17 protein-coding genes are annotated in these 14,838 nt (G+C 43.7%); 12 read left to right on the top strand and 5 right to left on the bottom strand.

Going from position 1 to position 14,838, the window contains the following annotated elements:
* Window positions 1–4: 4 nt before the first annotated feature.
* Both OCV61_RS12075 and OCV61_RS12070 read left to right on the top strand, forming a co-directional pair.
* The gene (locus tag OCV61_RS12075; protein WP_055057323.1) at window positions 5–757 is read left to right on the top strand and encodes a thioesterase II family protein; all 753 of its coding nucleotides are present in this window, start codon (window positions 5–7) and stop codon (window positions 755–757) included.
* Window position 758: 1 nt separating this feature from the next.
* Window positions 759–2,252, top strand: a complete 1,494-nt coding sequence (locus OCV61_RS12070; protein WP_055057324.1) for an SDR family oxidoreductase — start codon at window positions 759–761, stop codon at window positions 2,250–2,252.
* Window positions 2,253–2,378: 126 nt separating this feature from the next.
* Here the strand turns inward: OCV61_RS12070 and OCV61_RS12065 are convergent, their stop codons facing one another.
* Entirely contained in the window at window positions 2,379–3,344 is a 966-nt protein-coding gene (locus OCV61_RS12065; RefSeq protein WP_055057350.1) for a helix-turn-helix transcriptional regulator, read from the bottom strand.
* A gap of 230 nt (window positions 3,345–3,574) precedes the next feature.
* Between OCV61_RS12065 and OCV61_RS12060 the strand changes: the two genes are divergently transcribed.
* The 8 genes from OCV61_RS12060 to OCV61_RS12025 all read left to right on the top strand — a co-directional run bounded on the left by OCV61_RS12060 (window position 3,575) and on the right by OCV61_RS12025 (window position 11,295).
* Window positions 3,575–4,156 carry an MptD family putative ECF transporter S component gene (locus OCV61_RS12060; RefSeq protein WP_055057325.1) on the top strand — a complete coding sequence of 194 codons (582 nt, stop codon included), beginning with the start codon at window positions 3,575–3,577 and terminating at the stop codon, window positions 4,154–4,156.
* Window positions 4,156–4,893 (top strand): energy-coupling factor transporter transmembrane component T, encoded by a 738-nt coding sequence (locus OCV61_RS12055; protein WP_055057326.1) that lies wholly within the window; start codon window positions 4,156–4,158, stop codon window positions 4,891–4,893. The genes OCV61_RS12060 and OCV61_RS12055 overlap by 1 nt, the downstream gene beginning before the upstream one ends.
* Before the next feature lie 5 nt (window positions 4,894–4,898).
* Window positions 4,899–6,413 carry an ABC transporter ATP-binding protein gene (locus tag OCV61_RS12050; RefSeq protein ID WP_055057327.1) on the top strand — a complete coding sequence of 505 codons (1,515 nt, stop codon included), beginning with the start codon at window positions 4,899–4,901 and terminating at the stop codon, window positions 6,411–6,413.
* Window positions 6,410–8,155: an ABC transporter ATP-binding protein gene (locus OCV61_RS12045; RefSeq protein WP_024720762.1), complete on the top strand. Its 1,746-nt coding sequence runs from the start codon at window positions 6,410–6,412 to the stop codon at window positions 8,153–8,155. Before OCV61_RS12050 ends, OCV61_RS12045 begins: the two co-directional genes overlap by 4 nt.
* Before the next feature lie 14 nt (window positions 8,156–8,169).
* Window positions 8,170–9,906, top strand: coding sequence for an ABC transporter ATP-binding protein (locus OCV61_RS12040; protein WP_024720761.1), 1,737 nt, complete (start codon window positions 8,170–8,172; stop codon window positions 9,904–9,906).
* Between the two features lie 11 nt (window positions 9,907–9,917).
* The gene (locus OCV61_RS12035; protein ID WP_024720760.1) at window positions 9,918–10,298 is read left to right on the top strand and encodes a metal-dependent transcriptional regulator; all 381 of its coding nucleotides are present in this window, start codon (window positions 9,918–9,920) and stop codon (window positions 10,296–10,298) included.
* Window positions 10,299–10,810: 512 nt separating this feature from the next.
* On the top strand, window positions 10,811–10,990 hold the full coding sequence (locus tag OCV61_RS12030; RefSeq protein WP_024728260.1) for a hypothetical protein: 180 nt from the start codon (window positions 10,811–10,813) through the stop codon (window positions 10,988–10,990).
* Window positions 10,991–10,995: 5 nt separating this feature from the next.
* Window positions 10,996–11,295 (top strand): hypothetical protein, encoded by a 300-nt coding sequence (locus tag OCV61_RS12025; RefSeq protein WP_024728259.1) that lies wholly within the window; start codon window positions 10,996–10,998, stop codon window positions 11,293–11,295.
* Window positions 11,296–11,309: 14 nt separating this feature from the next.
* Here the strand turns inward: OCV61_RS12025 and OCV61_RS12020 are convergent, their stop codons facing one another.
* Both OCV61_RS12020 and OCV61_RS12015 read right to left on the bottom strand, forming a co-directional pair.
* Window positions 11,310–12,689, bottom strand: a complete 1,380-nt coding sequence (locus OCV61_RS12020) for a relaxase/mobilization nuclease domain-containing protein (RefSeq protein ID WP_055057329.1) — start codon at window positions 12,687–12,689, stop codon at window positions 11,310–11,312.
* Entirely contained in the window at window positions 12,656–12,979 is a 324-nt protein-coding gene (locus OCV61_RS12015) for a plasmid mobilization protein (protein ID WP_024720757.1), read from the bottom strand. The genes OCV61_RS12020 and OCV61_RS12015 overlap by 34 nt, the downstream gene beginning before the upstream one ends.
* 250 nt (window positions 12,980–13,229) lie before the next feature.
* Here OCV61_RS12015 and OCV61_RS12010 point away from each other — a divergent pair, with 250 nt between their 5' ends.
* Both OCV61_RS12010 and OCV61_RS12005 read left to right on the top strand, forming a co-directional pair.
* The gene (locus OCV61_RS12010) at window positions 13,230–13,604 is read left to right on the top strand and encodes an MmcQ/YjbR family DNA-binding protein (protein ID WP_024720756.1); all 375 of its coding nucleotides are present in this window, start codon (window positions 13,230–13,232) and stop codon (window positions 13,602–13,604) included.
* A complete protein-coding gene (locus OCV61_RS12005) occupies window positions 13,601–14,035 on the top strand; it encodes a flavodoxin family protein (RefSeq protein WP_024720755.1) in 435 nt (144 codons plus the stop codon). The genes OCV61_RS12010 and OCV61_RS12005 overlap by 4 nt, the downstream gene beginning before the upstream one ends.
* 57 nt (window positions 14,036–14,092) lie before the next feature.
* Here the strand turns inward: OCV61_RS12005 and OCV61_RS12000 are convergent, their stop codons facing one another.
* Window positions 14,093–14,293: a helix-turn-helix transcriptional regulator gene (locus OCV61_RS12000; protein ID WP_005344265.1), complete on the bottom strand. Its 201-nt coding sequence runs from the start codon at window positions 14,291–14,293 to the stop codon at window positions 14,093–14,095.
* 56 nt (window positions 14,294–14,349) lie between these two features.
* The coding region (locus OCV61_RS11995) for a S24 family peptidase (protein WP_262582912.1) at window positions 14,350–14,838 on the bottom strand (489 nt) is incomplete at its 5' end.

Genomic DNA, 14,838 nt, shown 5'->3' with positions numbered 1-14,838 from the left:
ACGTATGTACGATAATAAATGGATAGCGCATGGTAGAATGTCAGAAGAGAATAAAATTAATTTATTATGTTTTTCTTATCCAGGAGGGAGTGCAAGTAATTTTGCTACTTGGAAGAAATTAATAGATTCAAGAATAAATTTGCTCCCTATATTATATCCAGAAAGGGAACTTAGAAAAAATGATCCAATGGAAGAGAATTTCGAGTTGTTTGTAGATGATTTTATAAACGAAAATAAGGAACTCTTTTCTGTTCCATATGCTTTTTTTGGGTATTGTGGAGGGGCGGTTTTGGCTTATGAAATTTCTGCAAAAGTGAAAAAGGTATATGATAGAGAACCTATAGCAGGCTTTATAGCTTCGAGCGAGTCCCCAGAATATTTAAAAGGTTCTATTTTGGAGTTTCCTGCAGAAGGAACAAGAGAAGATGTAATTGAATATTTATTGAGATTGGAAATGTTTGATGAGGCTATTGTTAAAAATAAAGTGTTTTTAGATTATTATATTCCTATGTTAAGAGCAGATTGTAATATGCTTGCTACTTATCAATATAGATCGCACGAAAGAATGTCTTGTGATTTTGATATATGGTATGGAAAGGAAGACAAAAATATTCATCGTGAAAAAATAGAAAAATGGAGAGAATGTACCAATGGAAATGTAAAAATAGAAGAAATGGCTGGAGGACACTTTTTTGTAGATATAGAAAAACAGTGTATATGTGAAATGATAAATCAGAAATTATTGGAGGTTCAATAATATGGACGAGAAAAGAAAAGAACAGTTTTATCAGAATATTGTGTATGATGCTTGGAAAGATACACTTCAAGATAATACATTTGATATTGATGATAATTTCTTTGATCTAGGAGGAAGTTCTTTACAGGCGATTGCCATTATAAGTAAATTGAGCGAGCGTTTTGAAGTGGATATACCACAATTTTTTGCCAATCCAACAATCAGAAACATTGCAGCTAATTTAAAAGAAGATGCAAACATAATGTTAAGAAAATTTGAACAGACTTTTGCGTTCAAACAGTTAAAAGAAATTAATGAAACAGAGAAGCGAGAATATCAAAAGAAATATGCAAAAGTAAATAATGTAAAGAAAGAAGACGATAAATATAAAGATGTATTATTGCTAGGAGCAACGGGTTTTTTGGGCATATATCTTTTGCACCAATTGTTACTAGAAAGCGTGGCAACCATTACTCTTTTAATCCGTGCAGATTCTATGCGTCAAGCTCAAAATAGAATAAAGAAGCATTATGAATACTATTTTGGAAATGGAAGTTATGATCAATATTCACATCGGATAAAAATAATTATAGGTGATTTGACATTAGATATGTTTGGGTTAACAGAAAATGAATATAAAGAATTAGCAAATCATATAGAAGCTATCATTAATTCGGCTGCCCTAGTTAAACATATGGGTAAAAATTCGGAGTTTGAATTAATCAATGTTAAAATTGTTGAAAATATAGTAGATTTTGCAAAAAATGGTATAAATAAAGATATCCACCATATGTCTACAATAGGAATTGTATACGGAGCTAATATGGAAAAAAGTAAAACAATTTTTACAGAATATGATGAAAGCACTTTAGATGGGTTGGAAAATCAGTATTTACGCTCTAAAGTAAAAGCGGAAAAGGTATTAAAGAATGCTAAAAATCAAGGGGTTCAAAGCAGTATATATCGTATGAGTGGTATTCTGTTTGATTCAAAAACGGGAAAATATCAAATAAATGTAAATGAAAGTTCTGCCTATATTTATTACCGTAATTTGTATAGATTACGAATAGTACCGTCTGAAATTCAAAGAAAAATGGATATTTCATGTGTGGATAAAATTAGTGAAGCTGTTGTAAAGTTGATTTTGTCGGACGATAGATCTAATGATGTATATCATGTTATAAATCCTAACGGTCTTACAATTAAGGAAATTCTAAATTGTTTCAAGGACTGTGAAAATAACAAAGATATTATTATGAAAGAGTTATCGGTGGAAGAAATTTATAATTATTATAAGAAAACAGATACAAAAGAACAGGAATTATTTAAACAACTGGTTTTTGAGTGTGAAATAGTGAATGATATTGGAAAGTGTGACCTAAATATAGGGGGTGACAGAACAATATTTATATTGGAACAATTGGGGTTTAAATGGGAGAAAGTGGGTAGAGAAGAGATAATCCGTGCATATCATGCGATTAGAGAGTCAAAAAAGAGTGGTAAAAAACAATATTAAAAAACGATATACGATTTTGAACTGAATAAAGAGAATAAAATTATAACGATTGTTATCTATGGAGCCACCAGTCTAGTCGACAAGTGGCTCTAAGAATTGAATAATCAGTTAAAAAGTATAATATTTTCAAGATTTATCTAAGTTTTTTAAACGCCGGTATTCCAAAGGCGATAAACCAAATCGTTTCTTAAATACTGCTGCAAATTTCCCCTGATTGGAATATCCGACCTGTTCAGAAATCTCAGCGATCGGACGCTTCGTATTTGACAAAAGTTCGGCAGCTGTATCCATGCGGATTTCACGCAGCCAGGTTGAAATGTTCTGACCATATACTCCTCGGAAATAGTTTTTCAGGCTCGTTTCACTAACGGAAAACCGTTCGGCTATCTGGCTTATGGGGATATGTTTGTGCAAATCTTCACTGATAATCTGTGCAGCCCTCTTTGCAATTTCAACCTGAGTTTCTGTATAGAAGCCGCAGGTTTTGGACGGGTGGATCTCCATGCAGAGAAGCTCGTGCAGCAGTTCAAGCGTATAGATCCGCAGGTAAAAAGGAGAAGGGTTTTCTGAAAGAGACCAGAGTTTTTGAAAAACCGCTGTTAGGTCATGGTCCGCTTCATTGATATAGGTCTTTCTTTTTCTGCAATAGAGTTCTTCTAATTGGGCGGGGTCAATATCAAAAGTCTCCATGATCTGTCCGCTGGATTGCGAAAGCAGCGCAAGGTCAAAATATATCTTTATCCCCTGATACTTGCCTGTGGGGAAAATGTATTCTTTTTGTGCGGTCTGTTCGCTGACACAAAAATCATTTTCTTTCAGATAGATATAGCTGCCGTCATCTAAGAGCAGCTCACTCCTTCCAGAAATGCAATAATTGATCAGCAACGGCCTTAAATCAGAGTTTTCGTCAGACTCCGGCCATGCGGGAGCATTCACAAAAATAAACGCAACCGTCAGGCCGGGGAAAAGAGTATAGAATGTCATGCGCCCTTTTCCAGTGGCTTGGTCTAATAGTAATTCTCTGCTGTTTGGGGTATTTTTTAAAGCCACTCCTGAAATCGAGTGGCTGTTCTCTAAAATGCTGTCTATCATATCCCGCAATGGTATCCTCCCCTTTCGTCCTGTTATGGTTCCAAATTTGTTGAAATTATTATAAGCGTATTTTTGTGTCTGGTCAATCCAATACCCGGACAGACAGAAAAACTCGTTGCTATTTGGGCTTAAAACACCGAAACGGGCATAGAAGCAATTCCAGATGTGTGCTACTATTATAAATGGTTAGCTAAGTCTAATCAATAGAAAGCAATCGAGGAGGTTTCGCAATGAACAACAAATTGCAGGGCAAGGACTTAATCAACATCGGTATTTTTACGGCAATCTATTTTATTGTCATTTTTGCAGCGGCATCCATCGGGTTTATCCCGATCTTCATCCCACTCATCAGTGTGATCGTCCCGCTGGTCGGAGGCATCCCCATGATGCTGTTTTTCTCTAAAATCAAGAAGTTTGGGATGCTGACTATCTGCGGCGTGCTGTTGGGAATTATTATGCTGCTGACAGGCATGGGTTATTGGTGCATCCCCACTGGCTTGATCTTTGGGTTGATTGCCGATTTCATGCTGAAGGCTTGTGATTACAAAAATGCAAAGCGCGAAGTGCTGACGCATGGCGTTTTTTCCATGTGGGTCATCGGCGCATTTATTCCCATCGTAGTAACCCGCGACGCTTACTATCAGAGCCTTCTTCCCGGCTATGGCAAGGAATATGCCGATACGCTCATGGCTTATATGCCGGACTGGATTCTGCCGATCCTGCTGGCGGCGTCCTTTGTCAGCGGGATTGTGGGCGGCCTGATCGGGCAGAAGATTTTCAGGAAGCACTTTGAACGGGCGGGAATCGTATAATGAGCCGCGAACTTCTTGCAAGCCAGAAAAGCAACAGCGGGATCATACTTGACCCACGGACAAAGCTGGCGGTACTGATTACCATAGCCGTTTTTATCCTGGGCGGTTCGTATGAGGGTATCATGCAGTATTACATAATCGTACTTGCTGCGATTCCGCTGCTGCTTCTGCTGGCGGCAAAAAAATGGAAAGATTCAGTCCTCTACATCCTGATTTTTGGCGGTAGCCTGTGCCTGAAAATGTTTGGACTGTCACGGCTGACCGGCGTTCTCAATTATATTGCGGTTGCCGTTGTCGGCATACTGCTGCGGTTTACGCCCGGCATAGTAATGGGATATTTTGTTGTCACCACGACAACAGTGAGCGAATTTGTGGCGGCTATGGAACGGATCCATCTTCCAAAGCAGATCACAATCCCCATGTCCGTGATGTTTCGGTTTTTCCCGACAGTCGCGGAGGAATGGAGCGCGATTGGGGACGCCATGCGGATGCGCGGCGTCCGTTTTGGCGGTGGCAAAGCAGGCACGATCCTGGAATACCGCATGGTTCCCATGATGATATGCTCGGTAAAGATCGGGGAAGAACTTTCTGCCGCTGCCCTTACCAGAGGTTTGGGCGGTCCTGTAAAACGGACAAATATCTGCAAGTTAGGGTTTCATGTGCAGGATGTGATTCTGCTGCTGATTTGTATCGGTGCATTTGCCGCACAGATTTATGTGCTGGTTGCAAGGGGGTGAATATCATGATCGAATGTCAGAATGTGTCGTTTTCCTATCCGGCCAGTGGGATTCCTGGCAATGATACGCAGACTGGAGGGGCATTACAGAATATTTCCTGTACGATTGAGGATGGTTCTTTTGTCCTGCTTTGCGGACCCTCCGGCTGTGGAAAAACTACGATGACACGTTTGCTGAATGGCCTGATTCCCCATTACCATGAAGGGAATTTTACCGGTTCTGTCCGGTTGGACGGAAAGGATACCCGCGAATTATCACTGTTTGATATTTCATTGAAGGTAGGCTCTGTATTCCAAAATCCCCGTTCCCAGTTCTTCAATGTGGATACGACCAGCGAGCTGGCCTTTGGGCCGGAAAATCACGGGATGCCGGAGGAAATTGTACGGGAACGGGTAAACCGTGTGGCAGGGCAGTTAAAACTGGAGCCGTTGCTTGACAGGAGCATTTTCTCCCTATCCGGTGGGGAAAAGCAAAAAATCGCCTGCGGCTCGGCTGCGGCGGTTGATCCCCGGATTTATGTTTTGGACGAACCATCATCCAATCTGGATACCTACGCCATATCCGATTTCCGGCAGCTCCTTTCCATCCTGAAAGCACAGGGAAAAACGATTATTATATCGGAACACAGGCTCTATTATCTGTCCGGTTTATTTGACCGCGTTCTATACTTGAAAGACGGGGAAATCCAGGGCGATTATTCGGCGAAGGAATTTACGGGCCTGTCTGCAAAACAGCGGGATGAAATGGGACTTCGTCCTTTATCACTGGACGGGTTGAAAGAGATAACGGGACCGGTTTCGCACAGATCGGATTCATCTTGGATGCTATCCAATATTTCATTTTCTTATAAACATGAGCCGGAAATCCTGCATATTCCAGAAGCGGTCTTTCCGGTTGGCAAGGCAACTGCGGTGATCGGGCATAATGGGGCTGGGAAGTCAACCCTTTCCCGGTGTCTGTGCGGATTGGAAAAGCGGTGCCGGGGCTTGGTACAGGATCAGGAAAGGGCGTATTCCCAAAAAGAAAGGCTCCGGCTGTGTTATATGGTCATGCAGGACGTAAATCATCAGCTTTTTACAGAAAGCGTCCTGGATGAAATCCTGTTGAGCATGAGAGATGAGGACAAAGAAAAAGCAGAACAGATTCTGGATGGAATGGATTTATTGCCATACAAGGACTGCCATCCAATGAGCTTATCCGGCGGGCAGAAGCAGCGCGTTGCGGTTGCCTCTGCGATTACATCGGAGAGGCCCCTTGTATTATTTGATGAGCCGACCAGCGGCCTTGACCTCCTGCACATGAGGCAGGTTGCAAAGGTTGTCAATCAGGTAACGGATACAGGGAGGACTGCTGTTGTGGTAACGCATGATCCGGAATTTATCCTGCGGTGCTGCGAATTTGTCCTTCATTTGGAAAACGGACAGGTTCAGGAGAGCTATTCCATAGAGGACAGCGATGGCAGGAACCGTCTGCTGAAATTCTTCCTGAACGATATGGAGAAGGAGGTGTCCATGAAATGAAAGAAGAAAAGAAAGCGTCGCCAATAAGTGTTTTATTGGGCTGGGGCAAACCGTATCACGGGAAATTCATCGGCAGCGTCGTCCTTGCGGTTTTGGGCGTTGCCTGTCAGATGGTGCCTTATTTCTGTGTGGCGCATATCGTCACAATGATGTTGGACGGGGAGCAGGATTTTTCCCGTTATGTGACAGCTTGCATGGTCGCACTTTGCGGATACCTGGGGAAAGTGCTGTTTTCCAGTCTGTCAACGACTATTTCCCATACAGCGGCCTATTACACGCTGCGGGATATCCGGGAGAGGCTGACAGGGAAACTGGCCCGCGTTCCGATGGGGACGATCCTGGATACTCCGTCCGGTCAGTATAAAACAACGATTGTTGACCGGGTGGAAGGGATGGAATCCACGTTTGCACATCTCATCCCGGAGATGACCGCAAACATCCTGGTTCCGGTGGTAATTGTCGTGTATCTTTTCATTATGGACTGGCGCATGGCGCTGTTGTCCCTTGTTACGCTGGTAGTCGGTCTTGCCGTAATGTCTGTCGGTATGATGAGTTACCCAAAGAAATGGGAGGGCGCGGTCAAAGCCGGGAAAGATATGGCGAATGCCATTGTGGAATATATCGGCGGGATTGAAGTCGTCAAGGCGTTCAGCCAGTCAGCCGGTTCCTACAAGAAATATTCGGACGCCGTGAATTACAATGCGAATTACTATGTGGAATGGATGCGGGAAAACCAGAAAACCATGAGTGCCTACAATGCGATCCTTCCCTCAGTGCTGATCTGTGTGCTGCCCTGTGGGTTTGCCTTCTGGCTGTCCGACAGCCTGGAATTATCTGCGTTCCTCTCCATTGTGATTTTCTCCCTGGGGCTTGTGGGACCGATCATGTCCGTCTTTACCTTTACGGATGACCTGGCTGTACTGGGAACCAATGTGGAGGAAATCAGCCAGCTATTGAACGCGGAAGAACTGAACCATAAAGATACGCCGGTAAATCTGGCAGATACCAGTATCGGACTCGACCATGTTTCCTTTTCCTATGATGGGGAAACTGAGGTGCTGCATGATGTGAGCCTTTCCATTCAGCCGGGAACCATGACCGCCCTTGTAGGACCGTCCGGTTCCGGAAAATCTACCGTGGCGAAGCTGATCGCTGGGTATTGGGATGTTACGTCCGGTAGTATTACCCTGGGCGGCCATGAACTGAAGGAGATACCGCTGTCTGAAATTGTCGCCCAGATTTCCTATGTATCGCAGGATAATTACCTGTTTAACCGCAGCATCCGGGAAAATATCCGCATGGGCAGGCCGGACGCCACAGATGCGGAGGTGGAGCAGGCAGCAAAACAAAGTGGCTGTAACACCTTTATCCGCAAGTTGGATCAAGGGTATGATACCGTTGTCGGCAGCGCCGGTTCCCATCTTTCCGGCGGTGAGCGACAGAGAATCGCCATTGCCCGCGCCATGCTGAAGGACGCCCCTGTGGTCATTTTGGACGAGGCGACAGCATATATCGATCCAGAGAATGAGGCAGTTGTGCAGAAAGCAATCTCTGCCCTGACAGTGGGTAAAACGCTGATCGTGATTGCCCATCGCCTGTCTACCATTATCGGTGCGGACAATATTGTGGTGGTCAAGGATGGAACTATCCATGCCCGGGGAACGCATGATAAGTTACTGGAAACCTGTCCCCTTTACCGGGATATGTGGCAGGCGCATATCGGCGCAAAGGATCATATGTAAGGGGGTGTTGTCAAATGTATGGAACATTGAAAAAAATTTTTGCGTTTGCTGGCAGCAAAGAGGGACTGCTGAAAAAATCCCTGCTGTTTGCGTTCCTCTCCGGCCTGTTTGCGGCTTTACAGTTTGCCGCCCTCTTTATCGTGGTGGAGGCGTTGGTATCCGATAACCGGGACAGCCGGTTTATCTGGATTTCTTTGGGCATCATGGCTGTTTCCCTGGTTGGAAGGATCATCACGACCTATTTCTCCACGATGGAGCAGACGGAAACCGGCTACTGTATGGTGGCGGAAAAGCGTATCCACATCGGAGACCGGCTGCGTTACATCCCGATGGGATATTTTAACAAGAACAGTATCGGGAACATTACCGCTATCGTTACCACCACGTTAGGGGATGTGGAAAATTCGGCGGCGCGTGTGCTGGTATCTGTGTTGGGCGGATTTTTCAATTCGGTGGCGCTTGTCATCGTTTTGGTGGTTTTTGACTGGCGGATCGGTCTGATTGCCGCAGTCGGCGTCCTGCTTTATCTTGCAGCGGCGGAACTGGCGCTCCGCAAATCTGAGCGCTTAAGCGGAGTGCGGCAGCATACACAGGAAAGCCTTGTGGAATCCGTCCTGGAGTATATCCAGGGGATGGGGATCGTGAAAGCCTTCGGTATGGAGAAGGACAGCACACAGTCCATTGACAGCGCAATCAAGGCAAGCTGCCGGGACAATTTGAAACTGACAAAAGCCAGTGTCCCCTATGATGCCCTGAAACAGGTTGTTGTCCGGGTGTTCAGTGTTTTGCTGCTCCTGGCCTCCATTTACTTCTGGCTGAACGGTTCCCTGTCATTGGCCTATGGCGTGATTTTGGTGATCGCTTCCTTTATGGTGTTCAATGATCTGGAAAACGCCGGAAACATGGCCTCCCTGCTGCAAATGCTGGCGGCTTCTATGGATACGGCAAACTCTATTGACGATACGCCGGTCATGGATGAAAAGGGCGCAGATGTGGTTCCGGCATCCTCGGAAATTATATTTGATAATGTGGACTTTTCCTATGCAGACCGAAAAATTCTGGATCATGTCAGCTTTACGATCCCTGCCGGAACGACCACTGCCATTGTCGGCCCGTCCGGTTCTGGCAAGACGACTATGTGCAACCTGATTGCCCGATTTTGGGATGTAGACGCCGGGAGAATTACGGTTGGCGGCAAAGATGTCCGGGATTTTAAACTGGACAGCCTGATGAAGAATATCGGCATGGTATTTCAGAACGTGTATCTGTTTGCCGATTCGATTGAGAACAACATCAAATTCGGCTGCCCGGATGCCACGCACGAACAGGTGGTAGAGGCGGCGAAAAAGGCTTGCTGCCATGAATTTATTTCCGCCCTGACCGACGGGTATGATACGGTGATCGGGGAAGGCGGAGGAACCCTGTCCGGTGGTGAGAAGCAGCGTATTTCCATTGCCCGCGCCATATTGAAAGACGCCCCGATTATCATTCTGGATGAAGCCACAAGCAGCGTTGACCCGGAAAATGAAGAAGAATTGCAGCGGGCGATTGCGGAATTGACGCACGACAAGACTATTATTATGATCGCCCACCGCCTGAAAACCGTCCGGGGTGCGGATCAGATATTGGTATTGGATGATTCCCATATCGTTCAGCGCGGCACTCATGCAGAACTGATCCAGCAGAAGGGTCTGTATGCGGACTTCGTATCCGAAAGGCAGGAAGCTATCGGCTGGAAACTGGCACAGTAAAGGAGGCGGCAATGAAGATTTATGCGTCGGGCGAGGATTATTTGGAAGCAGTCCTTGTATTGCAAAAGGAAAAAGGCATGGTTCGCTCCGTTGACCTTGCCCGACACATGGGATTCAGTAAACCGAGTATCAGCCATGCAGTAGGTGTGTTAAAGAATGGCGGTTTTCTGACCGTGGATGAAGATGGATATCTCCATCTGACCGAAGACGGGCGGGAGGTTGCTGAGAAAATTTATGAACGGCATCAGTTCTTTACGGAGCAGCTTGTAGCTGTCGGGGTTGATCGGGAAACCGCAGAAAGGGATGCCTGTCGGATAGAACATGCAATCAGCGAAGAGACTTTTCAGAAATTGAAAGCTTCGGTTGAAAAACAGAGCAATGATACAGCATAACTTGAATGAATTATTTAGCACAGAAATTTGCATCTAATCAACAGATATTATCTATATATTGTGATTGAAATGTTGACGCAAACAAAATACAGTGCTATGATAATTGCGTAAATAGTTTTATTTGGGAAATATCCTGAATAAGAAATTTCATTCTGGAGAGGTCCGGGATTTGAAAGTAGATTGTGCGAAAAGTACAGGAGAAGTCTGTTCGGACTTCTGTAATATTGATTCGGGCATCAGCCTGAAAAGACAGAAAAGACATCAAAAAGCAAAGAATTGTTTTTTGGTGTCTTTTTTTATGTTCAGGCTGGCAAAAGGAGGGAAGACAAGAACAACCTTTGATCGAATATATTTATATAATGGATTGGAATGTGGAAAAGTGGAGAACCCAAATACCTTTTACCCGATTTGTATTGTACGGTAAGGAACCTGGAAGAGAGATTTTTCAAAGAAGCGGCCGAAAGAATTACAAGGGATTGTAGGAAATAAAAGATTGGAGGAAACAGAAACGTATGGCAAATACCAGATTATTTGACAGCTGGCAGATTGGGATGGATCTGCCGGCACCTTTTGACAGGGCGATAGATGGAGGCGTGCGGTATTCAACGAAGGAAGAGGACTGTTCCTGCTACAACAAGGCGATAAGGGGGAAAAAGCAACACTCTTTCCCGTCGTGCTCCGTGCGGTGCTGAACCTGATGCGGGGAGGACTGGTCGATGGAAACATCGCTGCGGGAGCGCAGCTTGCCGCAGACCGGCAGGCTGCGTTCTACTGTATGGAGTACACGAAAGCATATCAGGGAAAAGCAGCTTTTGCGAAACAAAAGAAGCAGCAGAGGCGAGCAAGACAGAAAAAAGAAACAAGAGATAATCTGGCTAAAGAAGAAATCTTGCAAGATGACAGATTTTTCTTTATTGCCGGTTATACCTCCGGAGGTGCACCGTATGGTGTCACCTGGGAGGAAATGGGTCTGAAACCTTGGGAAGAAAATGAGTGAGTTGCAGTGCAATCTTATTGACCTCTTGTGACAGAAACGGATTCCCGTTTTGCCGGAAGTAAGTCTGAATTGATTTCCGGAGCATCGAGCAGCACAGAGAAATTTTGCTGAATGATTTCCAAGGTTTTCTGCTTTTTCTGCAATTCCTGTTTTTCCCGGACAGTAGCAGCCTGTTCAGATTCAAGATTTTCAATCAGCTTTTGGACTTTATTAGGGCTTGGGATTTTGGTAACGCCGAGATCCTGAAGCTCTTTTTTTAGTGAATCGTGGAGCTGGTATTCTGCCTGATGTTTGGTGCGGTATGCTTTTGGATTTTTAGCAGATTTACAATCTTCAATTACTTTACGGCAAAGCCGATAAGAATCACAGTGTTTCTGAATGACTTTCTGCGTGCTCAGTTCACTGTTGATTTGTGCTATTCTTTGGTCGGCAACTTTCACAGAAGCTTCAATGTCAGATACATGCTGCCTGAAATCGTCATAATTCAGCAAGTTATTTTCGGAAAGATAGTTGAAGGTGCGGGCCGCCTCTTTCAAATTATTGAGCTTTGCCCATCGTTCAAATCCTTCTCGATTGCCGGTTGTAACATACGTGGAGATATTGATATACAGGCGGGCTTCTCTGGACAGATGCTTTGGAGCTTTTACTTTGCTACGATTTTTTGCCAGGCGGATGCGAACATTTTCTTCGGAATAATAGCTTCCGAGAGATTTCATATAAGTGAAGTTTTTCTGCTCTGGTGCACGGAAGGACAGGTGCTTTCCTTGGCGGATTTCATATCCGGCTAACTGCATCTTTTGCAGAAATTCCTCATAGTTGATGGAAACCCAGATTGCCTTATCAACCGCAACACGTAGCTTGGCTTTCCAACTGGTGCCACGATGATATTCCATGTTCTCTTTATAGTTTTTACCTTTTTCTCCGGTTGGCATACTGGTGGCAAGTCCATTTTCATGACAGATACGATTGCTGATTCTACAAAGTTTGTGGTAGCTCCGTTTATTGGAAACATACTTGTGATGATCAACAAAGCTTGCAGCGTTGAAGAGGATGTGATTGTGAATATGATTTTTGTCAACATGAGTACTGATCACGTATTCATATTTTCCTTTCAGTACTTCGTCTGCAAATTGTTGCCCTAAGCGATGAGCGGTTTCGGCATCAACTTCTCCAGGCTTGAAGGACTGGATCAGATGAAATGCCAGGTTATCACCTTTGTCCATTCCATTCTTTTTTGCCATTTCTCTTGTCATAGAAAATTCAAGATCTGCAGTTTCCGGGGAACAGCCAAAACTGGAAACTAACAGTTTTTCAGCTGTTTTATCTGGATTCGTGATGTAGTCCAGAGCTTTCTTGTCTGTTACTTTAACGGGGAAGATCTTAAGATACGCCATAATTCTTTCACCATCTCTTTCAATTCTTGCATTTCTTCCGGATATAGATCTCCGGTGATATTTACCTTTTTTGCAATCTGGTTTATATTTACACCAATCTTGTGCATTTCCTCATACTGTTTCTTCAGTGGAGTGGTATCGGTGTTGACGATATAACCGTCGATTGCCATTTTTCGCAGATAAGCTCCCATGTTTTTGGTTTTTGATTCTATCATCTTCCTGCGGATTAGCTTCCTTTCTTCTTCGGTGACATAAAAATGAATTTCTTTGTTTCTCTTTCTTTCAGCCATTGGTGGGTTCTCCTTTCTGAGAGGGCAGTAGTATCGTTGCTTTCAGCGTTTTTTCAATTTAGGGCAGGGTACCCTAAATTGGGATTTTCCGGAAGTGTATCCTCACTTCCTGTCCTTGCTGTTTTACCCCTCTATTAGTTAAAGTCAGGAGAACCGGAAAAATGCAAAAGAATTTGGCAGGTAGTATGGGATACGAAAATGTGGTATGATTATGGGCAGGATATCAGAAAAATCAGGAGTTGAATAGATTGTGAAGAAAGAAGAAATTTTTGAATATGTGCAGAAACAGTATGGCACAATGCCGGAATATTTATGGAGTAAACTATCGGACAGTGCAGTACTTCGACATAAAAATGGAAAATGGTATGCAGTGATCATGACGGTTGAAAAATCGAAACTGGGATTAGAGGGAAATGATCTGGTTGACATTATGGATGTAAAGTGCAATCCAGAAATGACCAGCATGATTATTCAGACTTATGGATTTTTACCAGGATACCATATGGATAAACAGCACTGGATCACGATTTTACTGGATGGTTCAGTCAGTGAAGCGAAGATATTGGACTTTTTGGATATGAGCTATGACCTGATTGACGGAGCAGACGGAAAGGAAGAAAAATGAGAACAGCGATAGTATACGCATCTGTGCATCATGGAAATACAGAAAAATTAGTAAAGAGGATCGCAGAAGAATGTCAGGTGGATTTGATTGATGCTGTGAAACAGCCAGATGCAGACCTGAGCAGTTATGATATGATTGGGTTTGCATCAGGAATCTATTTTTCAAAGTTTCATCAGTCGATATTGGAATTTGCAGAGAAGAATCTACCGGACGACAAAAAGATATTTCTGATCTGTACTTATGGCGGGAGTGCGAATTATAAAACCATAGAGCAGATTTTGGATAAAAGACATGCCAGTGTGGTTGGAAAATTTGGTTGTAAAGGGTATGACACATTCGGACCATTTAAACTGGTTGGAGGTATTGCTAAAGACCATCCGAATGAAGAAGATATGAAAAACGCAGCGGATTTCGTAAAAGGATTACACTGATTTTTGAGCAAAAGGAAAACCGGGGATTTTACTCCTCGGTTTTCTGGCAGCTGTGTTTCAGTCTTCAACCTGAAAAATATCTTCTACAGGCACTTTCAGGTAATGTGCCAGCCGGATTGCAATCTCAAGAGAAGGATTACGTTCTCCACGTTCGATGCGGCCTATAGTCTGGCTGCAGGAACCTATGGCTTCAGCCAAATCTGCTTGAATGAGATTCCGTTCTTCACGAATATCTTTTAGTGTATTATTGATTGCCATTCAATCACTTCCTTTGCTTATTGTTATCAGCAGGATCATGAACCTGCTGTTGAAGTCTAATGAAATCCCGGAATTTCTGCACCTTTGCATTTCCCGATTACTTTTCCAAAAATCTTAAAAGAGTCAGATTCCAAAACCTGGATAGGACGATATTTTTGATTTAAAGAAATCAGATAAACACCATCTGGCTCATCGTGTAATTCCTTGATGTAAGTATTGCCGTTGAGATAGAAGATTCCAATTTCACCATTAGCAAGAGAATCTTTTTTCTGAATCCATGCAACATCGTCTGTATGATAAAGTGGCTCCATACTGTCACCGGAAATCCGTACACCAAAGTCAGTCTGCTCAGGAGCAAGGTGTCCTACATCATAGGTTTCTTTTACAGAATCCTCCAGGTAATTTCCAGTACCAGCAGAAACTGGTTCCCAGGTAATTTCTACAGGATGATGGAATGGGATAATTTTTGCAGACAGTGGAGAAAACTTTTTAGAAGCTTTCAAAATATCAGCAAATTCAATCAATTTATTTCTGCCTTCTTCATT

The sequence above is a fragment of the Blautia ammoniilytica genome (assembly GCF_025566965.1).
GTDB classification, from domain to species: domain Bacteria; phylum Bacillota; class Clostridia; order Lachnospirales; family Lachnospiraceae; genus Blautia_A; species Blautia_A ammoniilytica.
This window is presented reverse-complemented; position numbering and strand designations above follow the sequence as displayed.

Excerpts from the sequence above, each read along its gene's own strand:
- OCV61_RS12000 (WP_005344265.1), bottom strand. The coding sequence starts at position 14,293 with ATGGCAATCAATAATACACTAAAAGATATTCGTGAAGAACGGAATCTC.
- OCV61_RS12005 (WP_024720755.1), top strand. The coding sequence starts at position 13,601 with ATGAGAACAGCGATAGTATACGCATCTGTGCATCATGGAAATACAGAA.
- OCV61_RS12075 (WP_055057323.1), top strand. The coding sequence starts at position 5 with ATGTACGATAATAAATGGATAGCGCATGGTAGAATGTCAGAAGAGAAT.
- OCV61_RS12045 (WP_024720762.1), top strand. The coding sequence starts at position 6,410 with ATGAAAGAAGAAAAGAAAGCGTCGCCAATAAGTGTTTTATTGGGCTGG.
- OCV61_RS12035 (WP_024720760.1), top strand. The coding sequence starts at position 9,918 with ATGAAGATTTATGCGTCGGGCGAGGATTATTTGGAAGCAGTCCTTGTA.
- OCV61_RS12030 (WP_024728260.1), top strand. The coding sequence starts at position 10,811 with ATGGCAAATACCAGATTATTTGACAGCTGGCAGATTGGGATGGATCTG.
- OCV61_RS12055 (WP_055057326.1), top strand. The coding sequence starts at position 4,156 with ATGAGCCGCGAACTTCTTGCAAGCCAGAAAAGCAACAGCGGGATCATA.
- OCV61_RS12050 (WP_055057327.1), top strand. The coding sequence starts at position 4,899 with ATGATCGAATGTCAGAATGTGTCGTTTTCCTATCCGGCCAGTGGGATT.
- OCV61_RS12015 (WP_024720757.1), bottom strand. The coding sequence starts at position 12,979 with ATGGCTGAAAGAAAGAGAAACAAAGAAATTCATTTTTATGTCACCGAA.
- OCV61_RS12065 (WP_055057350.1), bottom strand. The coding sequence starts at position 3,344 with ATGATAGACAGCATTTTAGAGAACAGCCACTCGATTTCAGGAGTGGCT.
- OCV61_RS12025 (WP_024728259.1), top strand. The coding sequence starts at position 10,996 with ATGCGGGGAGGACTGGTCGATGGAAACATCGCTGCGGGAGCGCAGCTT.
- OCV61_RS12020 (WP_055057329.1), bottom strand. The coding sequence starts at position 12,689 with ATGGCGTATCTTAAGATCTTCCCCGTTAAAGTAACAGACAAGAAAGCT.
- OCV61_RS12060 (WP_055057325.1), top strand. The coding sequence starts at position 3,575 with ATGAACAACAAATTGCAGGGCAAGGACTTAATCAACATCGGTATTTTT.
- OCV61_RS12070 (WP_055057324.1), top strand. The coding sequence starts at position 759 with ATGGACGAGAAAAGAAAAGAACAGTTTTATCAGAATATTGTGTATGAT.
- OCV61_RS12040 (WP_024720761.1), top strand. The coding sequence starts at position 8,170 with ATGTATGGAACATTGAAAAAAATTTTTGCGTTTGCTGGCAGCAAAGAG.